The sequence below is a fragment of the Gardnerella vaginalis 1500E genome (assembly GCF_000263595.1).
Lineage (GTDB): Bacteria > Actinomycetota > Actinomycetes > Actinomycetales > Bifidobacteriaceae > Bifidobacterium > Bifidobacterium vaginale_E.
Genome location: NZ_ADES01000027.1, coordinates 1 through 18384, shown reverse-complemented (window position 1 = coordinate 18384; position 18384 = coordinate 1). Strand labels below are relative to the sequence as shown.

Sequence of the window (18384 nt, the reverse complement as noted above, 5' to 3'; positions counted from 1 at the left end):
TTTCTAAACAAATTTTAACTAAATAATTAATAGGAAAGGTAAGAATAGTGACTGAGATCACCGCTTTAACTGATGAAGCATTGCAAGGTTTGCGTGAGGATTTTGACGCAAATCCGTTAAACCGTTTAGCTATGAATGGTGTGACTGCTGCTGGTATTGATAAGGTTGCGCGTAATTATGACCGCGCTCGCTTGTTGCAGCGTCGTTTTTCCACGATTGTTGACAACGGTGATGCTACGCATCAGGATCGTTCTGGACGCTGCTGGCTGTTTAGCTCGTTGAACGTGGCTCGTTTTATTGCTAAAAAGTCGCTTGGTTTGAAGGAATTTGAGTTTTCTCAGAACTACGCAATGTATTACGACAAGCTTGAGCGAATTAACTACTTCTTGAAGGATGTTGCGGCTTTGGTTCGCGCGGGCGAGCCTTCAGATTCTCGTTTGATTCAGCATTTGTTGCACGACGTTATGGGCGATGGTGGTCAGTGGACCATGGCTATGAACGTTTACAAGAAGTATGGTGCTGTTCCTAAAGATTTGTTCCCAGAAACCGCTTCTTCTAAGAATACTGGCGCTATGAATACACAGTTGCGTGCGCTTTTGCATACTGCTGTGGCTCATATGTATGCTAATGCTACTGAAATTGATGAGATTATTGCAGACGCTACTGCTGCAGGTCATAGGATTTTGACAATTCACTTGGGCGAGCCACCTAAGAGCTTCGATTGGGAGTGGACTGATAGCGACGGCAAGTTCCATCGCGATGGTGAGATTACGCCAGTTGAGTTCTGGAAGAAGTATGTGAACGCTGGTCTTGAGGATTATGTGTGCTTGGTTGACGATCCTCGCGCTGAGCATCCTAAGGGCAAGAAGATTGCTATTGAGCATTTGGGTAATGTTGCCGGCGGAGACGCAACCGAGTATTTGAACGTGCCAAACCAGTTTATGAAGGATTGCGTGCGTAAGATTTTGGTTGAGAAGGGCATTCCGGTTTGGTTTGGTGCTGACTGCCATCCTATGATGGATCGCGAGAATGGCGCTTGGGCTACGGATTTGTTCGAGTATGGCCGCGTTTATGGCGTTGATTTTGATTTGGATAAGGAAGCGCGTGTGCGTTTTGCTGATTCTGCGATGAATCATGCTATGGCTTTTGCTGGCGTGGATGTTGCTGATGATGGCACGACTACTCGTCGTTGGCGCGTTGAGAACTCTTGGGGCACTGACATTGCGGATAAGGGTTACTTTACGATGAGCGACGATTGGTTTACTGAGTATGTGTATGAGGTTGCAGTGCCGAAGAATCTGCTTCCGGAAGAATATCGCAAAGCACTAGAAGAACCAGCAATCGTTTTGCCGGCGTGGGACCCAATGGGCGCATTAGCATAGCTTGAAATCATTAGGATTTCAAGCTAACCTAATGTGCCGAGCTTGCTCAAAGTTGAAAGCACACCGTGCTTTCAACTTTGAGCAAGCTCGGAGGTGTTTGCATCTTTATTCAAGATGCAAACACCGGCCACACCAAGTTAGGTTGGACTCTCTGCGCGAGTTCGGCGGTGCGCGTTCTAAAAACGCGCACCGACCGCACCAAGCATTGTTTTTTATAGGATGGTGAACAAATGTCTTCTACGGCTGAGCAGCGTACTTCTCGCGCGGTAAAGAAGGAAGTTGAGGAGGGGCGCAACCCTCTTAACTCTGCGAAGTTCCAGCGCTGGGAGGACCAGGTTGGTGTGGATCGCATTATCAACCGCCGCGTGCTTGAGCTTGAGCCGCTTCCAACTCCTGCTCAGGTGCTTGGCGAGTTGCCGTTGTCGCCGTATGCGCAGGATATTGTTGCTGAGTCTCGCGATGAGATTCGTGGCTGTTTGAATGGTGACGACGACCGTTTGCTGGTTATTGTTGGCCCGTGTTCTGTGCATGATCCTAAGGCTGCTCTTGATTATGCGAATCGTTTAGCTAAGTTGCGTTCGGAGCTTGAAGATGAGCTTCTTATTGTTATGCGCGTGTATTTTGAAAAGCCGCGCACGGCTCTTGGCTGGAAGGGTTTGATTAACGACCCAGATATTGACGGAACGCATGATATTCATAAGGGTTTGCTTCTTGCGCGTAAGACTTTGCTTGGTGTGTTGGATGCTGGTTTGGCTGCTGCTACTGAGTTTTTGGAGCCGACTAGCCCTCAGTTTATTGCGGATGCTGTGAGTTGGGGAGCGATTGGTGCGCGTAATACTGAGTCTCAGATTCATCGTCAGCTTGCTAGTGGTCTTTCTATGCCGGTTGGTTTTAAGAATGCTACTGATGGTTCTGTTTCTGCTGCTGTGAATGGTTGCTTGGCTGCGAGCCAGCATCATACGTTCTTTGGTATTGATCATCTTGGTCGCGCTTGCGCTGTTCAGACTCTTGGCAACCCGGATTGCCACGTGGTTTTGCGCGGATCTAGTAAGGGCCCGAATTATGATGCTGCGTCGGTTGCTTCTGCTGTGGCTTCAATTCGTTTGCGTTTGGGCACTGGTTGTGTGGCTTCCCATGGCGTTGTTGTGGATTGTTCGCACGGTAATTCTGGCAAGGATGAGCATCGTCAGATTGAGGTTGTGCGCGAGATTGCGGATCGTTTGGCTGCTGGCGAGCAGGGCATTAAGGGCGTTATGATGGAAAGCTTCTTGCAGGGCGGAAGCCAGGATCCTGCTCCTTTGAGTGAGCTTGAGTACGGCAAGTCTATTACGGATCGTTGTATTTCTTGGGAAGATACTGCCGATTTGTTAAGAACTTTAGCTAAATCTGTTGCAACACGCCGTAGAGATTAGAGACTAGAGAGTAGAGATTGTAGTAAGATAATCTCAATTTACTTCTACTAGGCTTATATTTTACTGTATTTGCCAGTTAAGTTTTGCACTATATTTTGCGTACAAGGGAGTGTGTTGAAATGTATAACAAAGACTTGAATAAAGCGAATAAAACAGATAAAGCGAATAAAGGTTTTGCGTGTAAAGCGTTTCCGATTGTGAAATATGTGCTGTTTGCTTTGATTGCAACTGGTGTTATTTTGCTTGCTTTTGCATGGTATCGTGGCACTCACAGTGCTGGGTATACGCTTGTGACAGATTCTGCATTGTGGTTTAGCGTTTTTATGCCGTTTGTAACTGGAATCGTTTTGCTTATTTTTGCTCGCGGATGGCGTCGCATTGTTGGCACTTTAGTTTGTGTGTTGCTTATAGCTGGATTTTTCACTTTTCTTGCTTTGCAAGATCAAATTATTGCGTTTTTCAATGTTCCTGTTGTGAATCCTTGGTTTGATTTTCAGTGCGGCGCATTGCTGAAGATTGCTACTTTAACTTTTGTTATTATGACTTTAGTATGCGTGTTTTTGGTTAAGAATAACGATAAATGCGTAAGTAGCGAAGTAAAAAAAGGATGATTCTTAATGTCTAATACTGAAAAACTTGCGGAAACTGATATTACTAAAGTTGCTATTGTTGGCGCTTTAGAGGAGGAAGTTGCGCATATTGCTAGCGCGCTTGAAAACGTGACTCACGATAAGTCTGCAAGTCTTGACGTATCTTGCGGCACTCTCGACTCTGCGGATGGTAGAAAAATCGAAGTCGCGGCTACGGTTGGCGGAATGGGCTTAGTAAATGCTGCTGCAACTGTGCAGTATCTTATTGACGCATACAATCCTCAAGCCGTAATTTTTTCGGGTATTGCTGGAAATCTTAATAAAAATTTGCATACGAACGATGTTGTTCTTGGAAAAACTGTAAAATATCTCGATACTGATATGCGCTTAATTGGCCAGTGGAAGCCGTTTGCAAGCGAGTTTCATTCGGATGATTATCTTCTTAAAGTAGCTAGCAAAGTGCTTACCGATATGAAAATCACACATATTGCTGGAACGATTGCGTCCGGCGGATATTTCGTTGATTCTCCAGAAAAAGTTGCGGAAGTAATTGCAGCTACTCAAGCCGATGCTGTGGAAATGGAAGGCGCTGCCGTCTTGCACGTAGCTGCGCGTAACGACGTTCCTGCTTTGGTTGTGCGCGCAATGAGCGATAATGCAGACACAAAATACGAGGATTTTCACACTTTTGACATTTCCGAATATGCAGACACTGCTGCAAGAATTACGGTAAATATTCTTCGCAATTTGTGAGATTTCGACACGCCGAGGCGGTCGCCGACCTTCATTTTGATTAGCTCGCGTTAAATATAGCGCCAAATACCGCCATTTTTGATACCCACTTTGTTTTTGCCGGTGCGGTTTAACCCACCTATTTATGATGGTTGCGTTAATAAAAAAAGATAGGGATTAATTAAAAGAATGCGCCCAATTCGCAAATATGGCTATAGGAACGCGAAAATGTGGTGGGGTGCAAGGCAATTCTTCGCGAAAGGAAAGAAGAATATGCGTAACAATATGAATAAGTCAAATATGAACAAATTGAATATGAATAAAAGCGCACTTAAGTTCCGTAGTATTGCTGCTGCGGCGCTCACTTTCGGCTTGTGCGCAACTTGCGCTGCTTGCGGCGACAATAGTCCAGCAGACAACAACAACGCAACCGGCGCGCAAAATGCAAAAATTTCCGGCAATTTCCAAGGCTCTGGCGCTTCTTCACAGCAGGTTGCAGTAGAAGCGTGGATTGCAGGATTCCAATCAAAAAACAACGGTGTAAAAATCGCTTATAATCCAACAGGCTCTGGCGCAGGAGTTACAACATTTATGACCGGTGCCACAGCTTGGGCTGGTTCAGACAAGCCGCTAAGCGACGACGAGGTAGAAAAGTCAAAGTCGGTTTGCGCAAATGGTACTACAGCTTTCGACGTTCCAGTATATGTATCTCCAATCGCTGTAATCTTTAATCTAAAAGGCGTTTCGGATGCCGGCAAGCATATTAATTTGGACGCTTCGACGATTGCTAAAATTTTCGACGGCAAAATCACGCGCTGGGATGACGACGCAATTAAATCGCAAAATCCTAAGCTAAAACTTCCTAGCACTCCAATTACGGTTGTTCACCGCTCCGATAAGTCTGGCACAACGCAGAATTTCTTAAGCTATGTGAAGGATGCAGCTCCGGACGATTGGTCGCATGATCTTAGCGAAAACTGGCCAAATAGCGTCGGTCAAGGCGCGAAAGGCACTTCCGGTGTTGTGTCAACAATTCGTATGGCTGACGGTGCTATTGGCTACGCTGATTTTTCGCAAGTTGGTAAGCTTGGCACAGTTGCTGTGAAGGTGGGAGATACTTATAATGAGATTTCTCCGGATGCAGCGTCGAAAACTTTAGCTGATTCCGAGATTGATTCTGATGCTTCGGCAAAATATCCTAACCGCGTTGTTATGAAAATTAATCATAATACGCAAACTAAGGGTGCGTACCCGATTGTGTTGGTTTCTTACGATATTTCTTGCCCGGTTTATAAGGATTCTTCAACTGCACAGTTTGTGAAGTCTTGGCTTAGCTACGTAACTAGCGCGGAAGGTCAGAATGCTGCTTCTTCTGCTGCTGGAACGGCTCCACTTCCGCAAAATTTGGTTGGCAAAATCAACAAGTCAATTCAAGCGATTAAAACCGGAAAGTAAAACTGGAAAGTAAAAAATAAAAATCGGAAAGTAAAACTTAAAAGTAAAAACTTTTCGTAACTGATATTATGAAAAATATCAGTTAAAAAGGAGAATGATTGAGTTCTACGAAAAATGCAGCAGCAGTTGCGTATACTGCAAACGAAGCTACTCAAGTTTCTGAGAGCAATAGCAAAAATTATGCAGGCACTCATTTTGCAGACCGTCTTTTTAAAGGCGTGGCTGCAAGCTGTGGCATGCTGATTTTGCTTGTGCTGACTGCAGTTGCAGTATTCCTGCTGTTTCGCGCGTGGCCGCTAATAAGCGGGAATCATGCGCAGGTAAGTCGCGTATTTTCCGACTTTACTGGCGGTAAAGCGCACGATTTTATAAGCTACGTAGCTCCGCTTATTTTTGGTACGGTGCTTATGTCTGCGCTCGCGCTGCTGTTCGCATTTTTTGTGGCACTCGGCATTGCTCTGTTTATTTCGTATTATGCTCCTAAAAAGATTGTTCCGCTTTTAAGCGGAGTTGTTGATTTGCTTGCTGCAATTCCGTCCGTAATTTATGGTTTGTGGGGCGGATTAGTTTTGGTTCCAGCTATGTATCCGTTCTGGGATTGGGTTTCTAAACTTTTTGGCTGGATTCCGCTATTTTCTGGTCCTGCGGCGAATCCTTCCAGAAGTTCTGCAACAGTTAGCTTAGTTTTAGCTGTTATGATTTTGCCGATTATTACTTCGATGGCTCGTGACATTTTTCAGCAGGCTCCTCGCTTGCAGCAGGAAGGTGCGCTGGCGCTTGGTGCTACAAAGTGGGAGATGATTAAGTTAGCTGTTTTGCCGTTTGCAAAGTCTGGTATTGTATCTGCTTCTATGCTTGGACTTGGTCGCGCTCTTGGTGAAACAATGGCAGTTTTGATGATTTTGTCTCCTGGATTTACTTTTGGAATCAATATTTTCAAAGCTTCTCAAAATCAAACTATTGCCGCAAATATTGCAGCGCAGTATCCGGAAGCGAACGGTCTTGGAGTAAGTGCGCTTATTGCAACCGGCTTAGTTTTGTTTGTTATTTCTTTTGCAGTCAACTTTATTGCTCGCAAAATTACCGGAAAGGCGGGCGCATAAATGGAGAATCAAATTAATAAATCTGCCGCAAGTGCTGTAGATTTTGCTGAAAATAGCGCCGAAAAGTCCGCTGAAAATTCCGCAGCTCCGGTTATTGACTTCAACAAATTCCGTCCAACTAGATCTTCTATAGCCGCGCGTAAACGCAAAGATATGCTTATGCGTGTGCTGATTTTCTTGTCTTTTGTTGTGGCGCTTATTCCGCTTGTTTCTTTGCTTTTAACAACAATTATTAACGGTATTGAGCGCTTAAATCTTGACTTTTTAACGCATAACATGACTTACGTTGTGGGCGGAAATGCTACTGGAACTGGCGGTTACGGTGGTATTTTGCACGCAATTATTGGAACGCTTGAAATAACTTTAGGAGCTATGGTTATTTCGATTCCAATTGGCCTAATGTGTGCTGTTTATTTGGTTGAGTATGCTAGCGGAAATAAAATTTCGCGCATAATTAATCTACTTGTTGATGTTATGAGTGGTATTCCGTCTATTGTCGCCGGTCTGTTTGCTTTTTCTATGTTTGCTCTTCTTGCAGGTCCTGGCACAATAAATGGTTTTGAAGGGTCTGTAGCTCTTTCTCTTCTTATGATTCCAACGGTTGTTAAATCTTCTCAAGAAATGCTAAAAATTGTGCCGAACGATTTGCGCGAGGCTGCTTTAGCTTTGGGTGTAACCAAGCAGCGCACAATTACGAAAATTGTTTTGCGCACTGCTCTTCCGGGAATTGTGTCTGGCTGTATTCTTGCGGTTGCGCGCGTTATTGGTGAAACTGCGCCACTTCTTATGGCTTCAGGCTTTATTGCTTCCACGAATTTCAACTTATTCGATGGGCAAATGACTACTTTGCCTGTGTACGTTTACCAGGAATATTCCAAACTTTCTGCAAATTGCCCAGCTGATGCTCCGGCTTCTTGCGTTACAACAATTCCAATGGAGCGCGCTTGGGCTGCGGCTTTAACGCTTATTGTGTTGGTGTTGTTGCTAAATATTTTGGGGCGAGTTGTAGCTCGAGTGTTTTCTGTAAAAGCGAAGTAAGGCGAAATAAGGCGAATTAGAAAGCGAGCATAAAATGGGTCAACGAATTGATGTTAAGAACTTAAATATTTACTATGGTGATTTTCTTGCCGTAGAAGACGTAAATATTAATATTGAGCCAAATAAAGTGACGGCTTTTATTGGACCTTCTGGCTGCGGAAAGTCAACAGTTTTGCGCACTTTAGACCGCATGCACGAGATTACGCCGGGAGCGCGCGTAGAAGGCCATGTGCTTCTTGAAGGCCGCGATTTATACGGAAAAGACGTTGACCCTGTGGCAGTTCGCCGAGATGTTGGCATGGTTTTTCAGCGCCCAAATCCTTTCCCAACAATGTCTATTCGAGAAAACGTGCTTGCTGGAGTTCGCCTAAATAATCGAAAAATTGCTAAGCAGGATGCTGACGATTTAGTCGAGTGGGCATTGCGAGGTGCAAACTTGTGGAATGAAGTTAAGGACCGCTTAGATAAGCCTGGAATTGGTCTTTCGGGCGGTCAGCAGCAGCGACTTTGTATTGCTAGGGCTGTGGCTGTGCATCCGCAAGTTTTACTTATGGATGAGCCTTGTTCGGCACTTGATCCTATTTCTACGTTGGCTGTAGAAGATTTGATTAACGAGCTTAAAAACGATTACACGATTGTGATTGTGACGCATAATATGCAGCAGGCTGCGCGTGTTGCAGATTACACGGCATTCTTTAATTTGAAGGCTGTAGGGCAGCCGGGGCATTTGGAATACTTTGCAGATACGACTACTATGTTCAACAATCCTCGCAATGCTGAAGCTGAGCGTTATATTTCCGGTCGTTTTGGCTGATTTGTTATATACTTTTTTGATTTCAATGTATTTCCTTGGTCAGCACGTGCGCGTAAGGTCGGAGCTGTTCGGTTGTTCAAAGGTTTCGCAATTTTCATAATTTTGTGTGAGATTTTGTGGTGCCTTCGTTCTTCCGACGAGTCGCAGTAACCTCTGCGTGAATGCCCAAATGTAATTGCGTCCGCGATTGCTCAAGTGCTATCGCCACGCTTTTTATGGTCTTTTGCGCTTGTAAACCAAGGAACAGAGAGTTTATGGAAAAGTTCTTCCATCTCAAAGAAAACGGCACGAATGTATCAACGGAGATCACTGCAGGTCTCACTACATTCTTCGCAATGTCATATATTATCGTCGTAAATCCAATGATTTTAAGCAAAACTGGTATGCCATGGGGTGGTGTGTTCTTAGCAACAATTATTGCCGCTATTATTGGCACGCTTGTTATGGGCTTATTTGCTAACGTGCCTTATGCTCAGGCTGCTGGTATGGGCTTAAATGCATTCTTTACGTTCACAGTTTGCTTCGGATTGGGTTTTACATGGCAACATGCTATGTGCATGGTGTTCTTATGCGGTTTAATTAACATTCTTATTACCGTTACTAAAATTCGTAAAATGATTATTCGTGCCATCCCGACTTCGTTACAACACGCAATCGGCGGTGGCATTGGTTTATTTGTGGCTTATGTTGGCATGGTGAACGTTGACTTGATTAAGTTCACTCCAAAGGATGATAAAGCTGCAAAAGTTGGTGCAATTCCTGCAATTCCAGGTCTTGCTGTTTTGAAGAATCCAGTTCTATGGCTGTTTCTTATTGGCTTGATTTTGGCAATTGTTCTTACTGTTTTGAATGTTCGTGGATCTTTGCTTATTTCAATTGTTGTTACCACTATCATTGGTATTCCAATGGGTTTGACGACTATGAGCAACTCTGTGTCAATCATGGGTGCTTTCCATGATTTGCCAACTACTTTCTGCGCAATATTTAGCCACGAAGGCTTCCCAACGCTGTTTGCAAAACCTTCGCTCATTCCGCTTGTTTTAATAACAATCTTTGCTTTCTCAATGTCTGATACTTTCGACACTTTGGGTACCTTTATTGGTACCGGTCGTCGTACGGGTATTTTCTCTGAGGCTGACGAAAAGGCTCTGGAAAACGGCTCTGGCTTTAGCTCCAAGATGGATCGTGCTTTGTTTGCTGATTCTATTGCAACTTCTGTTGGTGCAATCTTTGGTACTTCTAACACCACTACTTACGTAGAGTCTGCTGCAGGTATTGGTGCTGGCGGCCGTACCGGTTTGACTTCAGTAGTTGTATCAATCTGTTTCGCGCTTTCTATAGTGCTTGCTCCAGTCGTTTCCGCTGTTCCTGCTGCTGCAACTGCTGGCGTGCTTGTGGTTGTTGGTTGCATGATGGCAAGCTCTTTGAAGGAAATTGCTTGGGATGATATTTCCGAAGCAATTCCTGCATTCTTTGCTGCTGTGTTTATGGCGTTCTCTTACTCCATTTCTTACGGCATCGCTGCAGGCTTCATCATGTACTGCTTGGTTATGACTTGCAAGAAGCGTGCTAAGGAAGTTCATCCAATGCTTTGGATTGTTTCCTTGCTGTTCTTGCTTGATTTCGTTGCTAATGCTGTGCTGTAAAAGTTGTTGGTACTGTAAATAAACTTACGTAGTAGAAACTTACAGAGCAGTGAAATAATGTATTTGAGGGTGTGCAATTGCGCACCCTCTTTTTATTTCTAGTTTCCACATAAATTTTTGTTGACATTGTCTTGATTTTGTATTAAACTTGCCCAACGTAAACCACAGACCGTTGGTGGAATCGCAAGATTCCTGAAATTGATGCGTCAGGCCAGCACAGGTTGAGCAAGATTTACAGCGAGTATGTTGTAAGTTTTATTTAGCACTTAGTGTGCTTCGTATGTTGCTCTGCCAGTGCGCAGGGCTTTTTTATTGCCCTGTTTAATTAAGCTTGATGTGTTTCTTTCGAACTGACGGCCGATTTAGGAAGGAACGCCATGAAGAGGCCCGAAAAGGAAGCGGTAGTTGCCGATCTTACGGAACTTTTCCGTAATGCAGACGCTGTCTACCTTACCGAGTACCGCGGGCTTACCGTTCCGCAGATTTCTTCTCTGCGTGAAAAGCTAGGCCGCGATACTTCCTACTCTGTGGCGAAGAACACGCTTGCTCGTATTGCTGCTAAGGAAGCGGGCATTGAAGGTCTTGACGAGCTTCTCGCCGGCCCAACTGCAATCACCTTTGTTAAGGGTGATTTCATTGAGGCTGCTAAGACCTTGCGTGATTTTGCCAAAGAGAATAAGACTCTCGTCATCAAGGGCGGTTTCGCAGATGGAACTGTTTACGATGCCGAAGGTGCAAAGCAGCTTGCAGACTTGAAGTCTCGCCCACAGTTGCTTTCCGAAATGGCCGGCGCGCTCAAGGGCACCATGTCTAAGGCCGCCTACCTGTTCAACGCATTGCCAACCAAGACGGTGCGTACTATCGACGCTTTGCGCGAGAAGCAGGAAAAGGCCGCTTGATTCCCTTGCAGCTTGCTGCATGAGACCAACCAATAATAAAAATGTTATGGTCGTAAGGCACACCGTGTGCCTGGCCAAGTAAGAAAGGAAGCCAATTATGGCTAAGCTCACTAGTGAAGAGCTTCTTGAAGCTTTTGGTGAAATGACCCTCGTTGAGCTCTCTGAGTTCGTCAAGGCCTTTGAAGAGAAGTTCGACGTCGAGGCTGCTGCCCCTGTCGCCGCTGTTGCCGCTGCTCCAGCTGCTGCTGGCGCTGCTGAGGAAGAGAAGGACGAGTTCGACGTCGTTCTCACCGCTGCTGGCGACAAGAAGATTGCAGTCATTAAGGCTGTTCGCGCTTTGACCAACCTCGGCTTGGCTGAAGCTAAGGCTCTCGTTGACGGCGCTCCAAAGCCAGTTCTCGAGAAGGCTAAGAAGGAAGATGCCGAGAAGGCTAAGGCTGCCCTCGAAGAGGCCGGCGCTTCCGTGGAACTTAAGTAGTTCTAGCTTTTTATTACTTTGCGTGTAGCGGCAGTTTTATGCGTGTGCGCATAGTGAATAAGGCGGTAGGATTTATTCCTGCCGCCTTTTTTATTGCGCGTTTGTTGGCAGAGAAAATGGGTTATAGGCCAAAAAGTGTGTAAAGCTAGTCTGATGAATATTCTGTGGAATAAGCCACAAGTCTCAACACTGTTAAAAACTCAGTCAACAAACTGAGAAATTAACACTGATAGCCCAAATACCGTTACTAACTCAGCTAACAAACTGAGAAAACAACGGTTATGTGTTACTGGTGCAGTATGTAGACTGCGTTAGTAACGAAAAAGTGTGATTTATCGTTACTCGCGCAGTACGTAATCTGCGTTAGTAACGAATAGGTGATGAGAGAGCTTGCGGCGCGTGTGGTCTCCGCGCGTGTCGCGCTGTGAGTGGCGGTTTTTCAAGGCTTTGCGGGCGGTGCGGGGGAGTTGCCGCGAGTTTCCTGAGAGTTTTCTGAGAAAAATCTTTGAAAATCTTGAAATAGTATTTTTTACGATTAAACAGTGTAGTTTGTTGTATTTTTTATGGTTTTACGAGCTTTTACTGGAATATTTTTGTAATTTTGATGATATTTTCTTTGTTGAATGCTTGTTTTTGCTCTTGACTTTTTCGAACGGGGGGGGGGTATGTTAATAACAGCTTTCAGCTAGATGCTCTATCTGAAAGTTATCCACAAGAGATTGATTTTGTGGGTTTATGTTTTTCACCATGTGTTTTAAACGTGGTGGAGAAGAAGAAAGGAAAATATTATGTTTAACAAGAAGGCTATCGCCGCACTCGCTGCTGGCGCCACCCTCGTTTCTGGCTTGGCTTTTGCTGCTCCAGCAATGGCTGAGGCTAAGTTACCTGCGGATGCTATTGAAAATGCTAAGAAGCAGGAACAGGCTGATAAAGATGAGTTGGCTAAAAAGGTTGAAGAGAACAAAGCTAAGGAAAATAAGGCAGTTTTAGATAATCTCGATAAGTCCAAGGCTTTTGACAACTTCCTTAACGGTTCCGAAAAGGGAGACATTGTAAATGGTGCTTTGAGCACCTTGAATGGTCGTGGTGCTGCAGAGGTTTCAGCGGCTAGGTCCAAGGCTAATGAAGCTACTGCTGCTTTGAATGCTTTGAAGGCTAAGTGGGCTGATATATTGGCTCAGGCTGATTATCTTGACGCTGAAGGTGAACATGAAGCTGCTGCTGCTTTGCGTAAGTCTTACTACACTAATGTTCCATTCTTAGATAGTATTTCTGCTGCTACTAAGACTGAGAAGGAAGCCAAGGATGAGCTTGCTAAAGCTGAGAAGGCTTACAAGGAAAGTAAGGAACGCTTTGCTAAGTTCTTGAACAATCTTGGTGGCAAGAAGGCCGATGTTAAGAAGTCTGATAAGAAGTCTGACAAGAAGGCTGACAAGAAGGCTGCTCCATTGGCTAAGACCGGTGCTGCTGTAGCTTTGGCTGCTGTTGCTGCTTCCGTGCTTGCTGGCATGGGTGCTGCTCTTCGCAAGATCCGTCACTAAGCTTTTAACACGTTAATCGTGTTGATTGTTTAATGGTTTGTTTGTGAGCGTGCTGTATGTGAGTATGGTGCGCTCACTTGTTAAATCTTTCACTCAACGTGCTGCAAGGGCTTTATGTTCTTGCAGCGGGTTTGCTTTCGGGCTTTTGCATGATTCTACTGTTTTGCCAAATCTCTTTCTTCACGGTAGTGTTGTGCGCTGGTTTTCGGGGGCGTGACTGTTGAGTGTTTGGCTGGCTTGTTTGTTAGGGAAACGAGTCGGTTTTGTTAAAGGGCTTGGGTTTGGTGCTACTAGGGGCATCAGACTCCAGGCCCTTTCTTTTTATGCGTCTGTTTGCGTGGTGTGAGTGCTGCTTGTTGGTGCGATGCGACCAAAACGGCACGCGCGTGAGTAGTTTATGTCGCCACTGATTTGTCTACGACGAAACAAGTGGCTTGATGTTGTTTATGTGTGTTGCTGGATTAGTGAATAGCGAATGCGCGTTGAATAGAATGCATTGTGCATACAATTGTGAATAAATTGTAAACATTGTTTATTTTTTGCTGATTTTTATTTTTTTTTTATCCTGCCCTTGCGTGTTTGCATAAATATTCATAGAGAAAGGGTAAAAATATGCGTAAACGAATTAGTGTAATTTCATCGATTTTATCTGCAGTCGCATTGTTGGTTTCTTTTGGTATTGGTGCGGCTTCAGCGTCAGCGTTGAGCCTTGAGAAGATTGATGGAATAGGCAAAAAGGGTGTTGGATTCCTTTCTTGTGAAAAGGTTAAAGATAATGTTTGTTACAATCCTTACCAATATAAGCTTGATAATGGTAATAGCTCATGGACTATAACGTCTATACAATATTTGTCTTTACCCGCTAACGTTAACCCTAGTGGTCATACAACACAATCAACGGCTGCTAATTTTGTTTCTATTGATGTTAGAGGCATGAAAGATGGAGATTATGTATTTTATGCAATGGATGGTCGTGAGACAAGTAAGGGTAAATTATTCGCAATTAAGTTTAAGGTCAAGCATGTCAATCCTGTTGTAAACGTAGAGCTTACAACAAGTACAGATGGTAAGAAGCAGCTGCATATTACTTTTGCGGATGATACTACCAAAGATATCGATTTAGGCGATTTGAAGAGTGAAAAGGGTGACAAGGGCGATAAGGGCGATAAGGGTGATCAAGGCCCTCAAGGTCCTAAGGGCGACAAAGGCGACCCTGGCGCTCCTGGTAAAGATGGTAAAGACGGCATCAATGGAGCAGACGGCAAAGACGGCAAGGATGCTTTAAGCGGCTACAATGTTTACTGGCTTGGTGGCGATTATGGCGTAATTTTCGTGAAGGGTAAGCCTGCACAGGGAACTGATACTCCAAACTTTACAGTTCCAAGCACAATTACAACTAATCCAGTTGAGGTACAAACGCCACAAACTCAGGCGAATAGTTCTGAGTCGGAGAGCGCTAAGCAGTCTCAAACTAATCAAAGCCAGGAAAACAATTCCAAAGCTGACGAAAAGTCTGATTCAAAGCAAAGTGCAGATACTGAGACTCAGGCTAAGCCTCAGTTGAACAAAAAGCACGATCACGCTTTGCCTCCAACTGGTGTTGGTGTAGCTTTGGCTTCGATTTCTGTGGCTGTGCTTGCTGGTGTTGGTGTTGCTTTGCGCAAAGTGCGCCGCTAGTAAGAGGTTAGCTAACAGACTAGCTAGATAATGATTTACTGCTGGCTGCTTGATTGTAACTGGCTGTTTGATGCACTAACTAATAGTGTTGCTATGTTCTAGCAGAAAGTATTTAAGGGCTTTCGCTCGCGTTCGCTTGTTTGCGTTCGCGCGCGAAGGCTCTTTTCTTTATGCACTTTCCGATTGCGTTCTGTTTTTTATGTTTTGCAGCTTGTGCAAATATCACCTCACTTCGCAAAATTAAAAAATTTTCAAATTTGCGAAGTGGGATTTGGCTAGTTTTGAGAAGTGAGATTTGTTCGGCATTAAAGCTTGTAAATCATGCTACGCCGAAACGAGCGGCTGTATGTTATAGCGAACAACTTAAACTTGCAAAAATCAAAAGTTTAGGTAATCAATAACCTAAACTTACGAAAAATAAAAGTTTAGGTCACGAATAACCTAAACTTGTAAAAAATCAAAGTTTAGGTAATAATATTTATAAGATTCGTAAGATTCGTATGTTTATAACAGTGCAATCAATGTGAGCATTTTAGGAATTGCTAAATTTTCTAAAGCGGAGTCGAGGGTTATTATGGTAAATTCGCAAAATCCGTTACTTGAAAGCGCAAATATGCCAATGCGCAGTAATCGCACTTCAATAGTCGGCAAAAATATTAAAAATCGCGATATTTATCTTAATCAGCTTATAGCTTTTAAAGATACAGAGCCTGTAAAAGTTGTGACAGGTATTCGCCGCTGTGGCAAGTCAACTCTGCTTAAACTTATGCAAGCATACCTTCTTAACTCTGGGGTTGAGCAAAATCAAATTATATCTATAAACTTTGAGTCGCTTGAGTTTCAAGATATGAGTTACAAAGACTTATACAATTACGTTAAAAGCAAGATTGAGCCTACAAAGATTGAGTCTACCAAGATTGAGTCTTCTGGTATTAAGTCTACTAAAAAAACGTATCTTTTCTTTGACGAACTGCAGCGTATAGATCGTTGGGAAGATGCAATTAACTCGTTTCGCGTAGATTTTGATTGCGATATTTACATAACTGGCTCTAACGCATACCTGCTTTCTTCGGAGTACTCAACTTACTTGTCTGGGCGGTATGTGGAAGTGAAAATGTACCCGCTTTCGTTCAAAGAGTTTGTTGATTTTCAGGATTATTCCATTGAAGAATATAAGTCTCCGCTCGGCGATTTGAAAAAAAGAGCGGTGAGCGCGAATGGCGGTAGTGTAGAGCTGGGTGATTTGTTTGCAGCTTATATGCGTTATGGCGGTATGCCTGCAATCTGTGATATTGCTTTAGAATCAGGCTTTAATCAGAGTAGCGCAATGACTTTGCTGGACGGAATTTATTCAACTGTAGTAGTTCGAGATATACTCGAGCGCGAGAAGCGCCGCGGGCAAAGGCAGATTACAGACGCCGACCTTCTTAGAAAAATAATTATGTTTTTGGCGGATAATATTGGAAACAATACGTCTTTAAATTCTATGTGCAATACGCTTTCTTCGGAAAAGTTGCTTGATTCTTCGGATAGCAATTCTTACGAATCACGCGCGCGTGGCGCTAAGCCTGCAACTCAAACTGTGTCCGCTTATGTTAGTGCGTTAAAAGAATCTTATATGTTTTATGACGTTAAGCGCTTTGATATTAAAGGTAAGGATTATTTGCGCACTCTTGGCAAATATTACATTGTTGACATTGGGTTGCGAAATTATTTACTTGGTTTTAGGGACAGAGATAGAGGGCATGCGCTAGAGAACGTTGTGTTCTTTGAGCTTTTAAGGCGCGGCTATGATGTTGCTGTTGGCAAAATAGATAATTTGGAGGTGGATTTTGTTGCGACTTCTGCTTCCGAAAAGCTTTATATTCAAGTAACTGAAAGCATGATGGACGAGTCTGTGCGCGAGCGGGAGTTAAAGCCTCTTCGTAAGATTCAGAATAATTACGAGAAGCTGGTTATTACTTTGAGCAAGGCTTTGGACGATGATTACGACGGCATTCGCGTTGAAAACATTGTTGATTGGTTGCTTAAGTAGAAGGTAGTGTTTAAGATTTCGTGGTTTTAAGGGCTTTCGCTCGCGTTCGCTTGTTTGTTTTCTCTCTTTCGTTCGCGCGCGAAGGCTCTTTTCTTTTTTCACTATAACCATCTTTTTTACCTCATAACTCTTCTTTTGTGCGTCTTATTGCCGCCTGAACCGGTGCTAGTTGTTGCTGGTTCGATGTGACCTAAACTGCTCAGCGGTGAGTAGTTTAGGTCGCTTTTGCGGAAGATTCCGGCCAAAACGACTCAGCGTTGAGTAGTTTATGTCGCCTACGCAAGAAAATACGAGCAAAACAGCACGCGCGCGAGTAGTTTAGGTCGTGAGTGAAGGCGGGTCTCCGCGCGTGTCGCGCTGTGAGTGGCGGTTTTTCAAGGCTTTGCGGGCGGTGCGGGGGAGTTGCCGCGAGTTTCCTGAGAGTTTTCTGAGAAAAATCTTTGAAAATCTTGAAATAGTATTTTTTACGATTAAACAGTGTAGTTTGTTGTATTTTTTATGGTTTTACGAGCTTTTACTGGAATATTTTTGTAATTTTGATGATATTTTCTGTGTTGAATGCTTGTTTTTGCTCTTGACTTTTTCGAACGGGGGGGGGGTATGTTAATAACAGCTTTCAGCTAGATACTCTATCTGAAAGTTATCCACAAGAGATTGATTTTGTGGGTTTATGTTTTTCACTGCGTTTTAAGCGTGGTGGAGAAGAAGAAAGGAAAATATTATGTTTAACAAGAAGGCTATCGCTGCACTTGCTGCTGGCGCCACCCTCGTTTCTGGCTTGGCTTTCGCCGCCCCAGCTTTCGCTGCAGGTTTTTCTGGCTATGGTTCCGGCACTAATGGTGACGTTACTAAGCACGGCACTACTGAACAGCTCGGTGATACTACTCAGACTGATTCCCCAGCCGTTCCTAAGAAGGCTAGCGACATGCGTTTTGGTGAAGCTTCCAAGTTCGATGAAAAGGGCATTAAGGCTACAGATTATCCAGCATATGAGAACCCAGTTTACAACGAGGGTTACAATCCTGAGTATTCCAAGCATGCTGGTGCTGTAGAAGCTAAGAACAATGAGCTTGTTCGCTTGTACAACAAGAAGATTGAAAAGATTTACGCATGCGGCACTGCAGATGCGCTTATTGCAGATAAGGCTAAGTGCGTTGCTGAGATGGAGAAGGAGAAGGAGAACTTCGTTAACAACCGTCTCCCAAGCCTTTCTACTGAGGATGTTTACGGCCCACGCGATTCCAAGAACCGCACCGTAATGAAGTCTCATCGTCCAATCGATGGAGATAAGCCAGAAGCTAAGAAGGCTGAAGATAAGAAGGTTGCTCCAGCTAAGGCTGCTGGTAAGAAGGCTGCTGCTCCATTGGCTAAGACCGGTGCTGCTGTAGCTTTGGCTGCTGTTGCTGCTTCCGTGCTTGCTGGCATGGGTGCTGCTCTTCGCAAGATCCGTCACTAAGCTTTTAACACGTTAATCGTGTTGATTGTTTAATGATTTGTTTGTGAGCGTGCTGTATGTGAGTATGGTGCGCTCACTTGTTAAATCTTTCACTCAACGTGCTGCGAATGCTGTTTAGTGTTTGTG

The 18384-nt window shown here is 44.1% G+C and carries 15 protein-coding genes; all 15 read left to right on the top strand.

What is annotated here, in order from left to right; translation table 11 throughout:
• Window positions 1-47 precede the first annotated feature (47 nt).
• The 15 genes from CGSMWGV1500E_RS00365 to CGSMWGV1500E_RS00435 all read left to right on the top strand — a co-directional run bounded on the left by CGSMWGV1500E_RS00365 (window position 48) and on the right by CGSMWGV1500E_RS00435 (window position 18258).
• Window positions 48-1382 carry a C1 family peptidase gene (locus CGSMWGV1500E_RS00365; protein WP_004129566.1) on the top strand — a complete coding sequence of 445 codons (1335 nt, stop codon included), beginning with the start codon at window positions 48-50 and terminating at the stop codon, window positions 1380-1382.
• Window positions 1383-1612: 230 nt separating this feature from the next.
• Complete coding sequence (locus CGSMWGV1500E_RS00370) at window positions 1613-2794, top strand: 3-deoxy-7-phosphoheptulonate synthase (protein ID WP_004129563.1); 1182 nt, start codon at window positions 1613-1615, stop codon at window positions 2792-2794.
• A 119-nt stretch (window positions 2795-2913) separates the two neighbouring features.
• Window positions 2914-3405 (top strand): hypothetical protein, encoded by a 492-nt coding sequence (locus tag CGSMWGV1500E_RS00375; protein ID WP_004129561.1) that lies wholly within the window; start codon window positions 2914-2916, stop codon window positions 3403-3405.
• 6 nt (window positions 3406-3411) lie between these two features.
• A complete protein-coding gene (mtnN, locus tag CGSMWGV1500E_RS00380) occupies window positions 3412-4137 on the top strand; it encodes a 5'-methylthioadenosine/S-adenosylhomocysteine nucleosidase (RefSeq protein WP_004129559.1) in 726 nt (241 codons plus the stop codon).
• Between the two features lie 207 nt (window positions 4138-4344).
• Window positions 4345-5571, top strand: coding sequence for a phosphate ABC transporter substrate-binding protein PstS (pstS, locus tag CGSMWGV1500E_RS00385; protein ID WP_004129557.1), 1227 nt, complete (start codon window positions 4345-4347; stop codon window positions 5569-5571).
• A gap of 98 nt (window positions 5572-5669) precedes the next feature.
• Window positions 5670-6674: a phosphate ABC transporter permease subunit PstC gene (pstC, locus tag CGSMWGV1500E_RS00390; RefSeq protein WP_004129555.1), complete on the top strand. Its 1005-nt coding sequence runs from the start codon at window positions 5670-5672 to the stop codon at window positions 6672-6674.
• Window positions 6675-7712, top strand: a complete 1038-nt coding sequence (gene pstA / locus CGSMWGV1500E_RS00395) for a phosphate ABC transporter permease PstA (RefSeq protein WP_004129554.1) — start codon at window positions 6675-6677, stop codon at window positions 7710-7712.
• Between the two features lie 34 nt (window positions 7713-7746).
• The gene (gene pstB / locus CGSMWGV1500E_RS00400) at window positions 7747-8526 is read left to right on the top strand and encodes a phosphate ABC transporter ATP-binding protein PstB (RefSeq protein ID WP_004129551.1); all 780 of its coding nucleotides are present in this window, start codon (window positions 7747-7749) and stop codon (window positions 8524-8526) included.
• A gap of 254 nt (window positions 8527-8780) precedes the next feature.
• A complete protein-coding gene (locus CGSMWGV1500E_RS00405) occupies window positions 8781-10172 on the top strand; it encodes an NCS2 family permease (protein ID WP_004129549.1) in 1392 nt (463 codons plus the stop codon).
• A 377-nt stretch (window positions 10173-10549) separates the two neighbouring features.
• Window positions 10550-11071, top strand: a complete 522-nt coding sequence (gene rplJ / locus CGSMWGV1500E_RS00410; protein WP_004129547.1) for a 50S ribosomal protein L10 — start codon at window positions 10550-10552, stop codon at window positions 11069-11071.
• Between the two features lie 97 nt (window positions 11072-11168).
• Window positions 11169-11549 (top strand): 50S ribosomal protein L7/L12, encoded by a 381-nt coding sequence (rplL, locus tag CGSMWGV1500E_RS00415; protein WP_004129545.1) that lies wholly within the window; start codon window positions 11169-11171, stop codon window positions 11547-11549.
• Window positions 11550-12337: 788 nt separating this feature from the next.
• On the top strand, window positions 12338-13090 hold the full coding sequence (locus CGSMWGV1500E_RS00420; protein ID WP_004129542.1) for a hypothetical protein: 753 nt from the start codon (window positions 12338-12340) through the stop codon (window positions 13088-13090).
• Window positions 13091-13702: 612 nt separating this feature from the next.
• Window positions 13703-14767: a collagen-like protein gene (locus CGSMWGV1500E_RS00425; protein ID WP_004129540.1), complete on the top strand. Its 1065-nt coding sequence runs from the start codon at window positions 13703-13705 to the stop codon at window positions 14765-14767.
• 574 nt (window positions 14768-15341) lie between these two features.
• On the top strand, window positions 15342-16802 hold the full coding sequence (locus CGSMWGV1500E_RS00430; protein ID WP_004129539.1) for an ATP-binding protein: 1461 nt from the start codon (window positions 15342-15344) through the stop codon (window positions 16800-16802).
• Window positions 16803-17523: 721 nt separating this feature from the next.
• Window positions 17524-18258, top strand: a complete 735-nt coding sequence (locus tag CGSMWGV1500E_RS00435; RefSeq protein ID WP_004129538.1) for a hypothetical protein — start codon at window positions 17524-17526, stop codon at window positions 18256-18258.
• Window positions 18259-18384 lie beyond the last annotated feature (126 nt).

Excerpts from the sequence above, each read along its gene's own strand:
- CGSMWGV1500E_RS00370 (WP_004129563.1), top strand. The coding sequence starts at position 1,613 with ATGTCTTCTACGGCTGAGCAGCGTACTTCTCGCGCGGTAAAGAAGGAA.
- CGSMWGV1500E_RS00435 (WP_004129538.1), top strand. The coding sequence starts at position 17,524 with ATGTTTAACAAGAAGGCTATCGCTGCACTTGCTGCTGGCGCCACCCTC.
- pstA (WP_004129554.1), top strand. The coding sequence starts at position 6,675 with ATGGAGAATCAAATTAATAAATCTGCCGCAAGTGCTGTAGATTTTGCT.
- CGSMWGV1500E_RS00430 (WP_004129539.1), top strand. The coding sequence starts at position 15,342 with ATGGTAAATTCGCAAAATCCGTTACTTGAAAGCGCAAATATGCCAATG.
- mtnN (WP_004129559.1), top strand. The coding sequence starts at position 3,412 with ATGTCTAATACTGAAAAACTTGCGGAAACTGATATTACTAAAGTTGCT.
- CGSMWGV1500E_RS00420 (WP_004129542.1), top strand. The coding sequence starts at position 12,338 with ATGTTTAACAAGAAGGCTATCGCCGCACTCGCTGCTGGCGCCACCCTC.
- pstS (WP_004129557.1), top strand. The coding sequence starts at position 4,345 with ATGTGGTGGGGTGCAAGGCAATTCTTCGCGAAAGGAAAGAAGAATATG.
- rplL (WP_004129545.1), top strand. The coding sequence starts at position 11,169 with ATGGCTAAGCTCACTAGTGAAGAGCTTCTTGAAGCTTTTGGTGAAATG.
- CGSMWGV1500E_RS00405 (WP_004129549.1), top strand. The coding sequence starts at position 8,781 with ATGGAAAAGTTCTTCCATCTCAAAGAAAACGGCACGAATGTATCAACG.
- CGSMWGV1500E_RS00425 (WP_004129540.1), top strand. The coding sequence starts at position 13,703 with ATGCGTAAACGAATTAGTGTAATTTCATCGATTTTATCTGCAGTCGCA.
- CGSMWGV1500E_RS00375 (WP_004129561.1), top strand. The coding sequence starts at position 2,914 with ATGTATAACAAAGACTTGAATAAAGCGAATAAAACAGATAAAGCGAAT.
- pstB (WP_004129551.1), top strand. The coding sequence starts at position 7,747 with ATGGGTCAACGAATTGATGTTAAGAACTTAAATATTTACTATGGTGAT.
- rplJ (WP_004129547.1), top strand. The coding sequence starts at position 10,550 with ATGAAGAGGCCCGAAAAGGAAGCGGTAGTTGCCGATCTTACGGAACTT.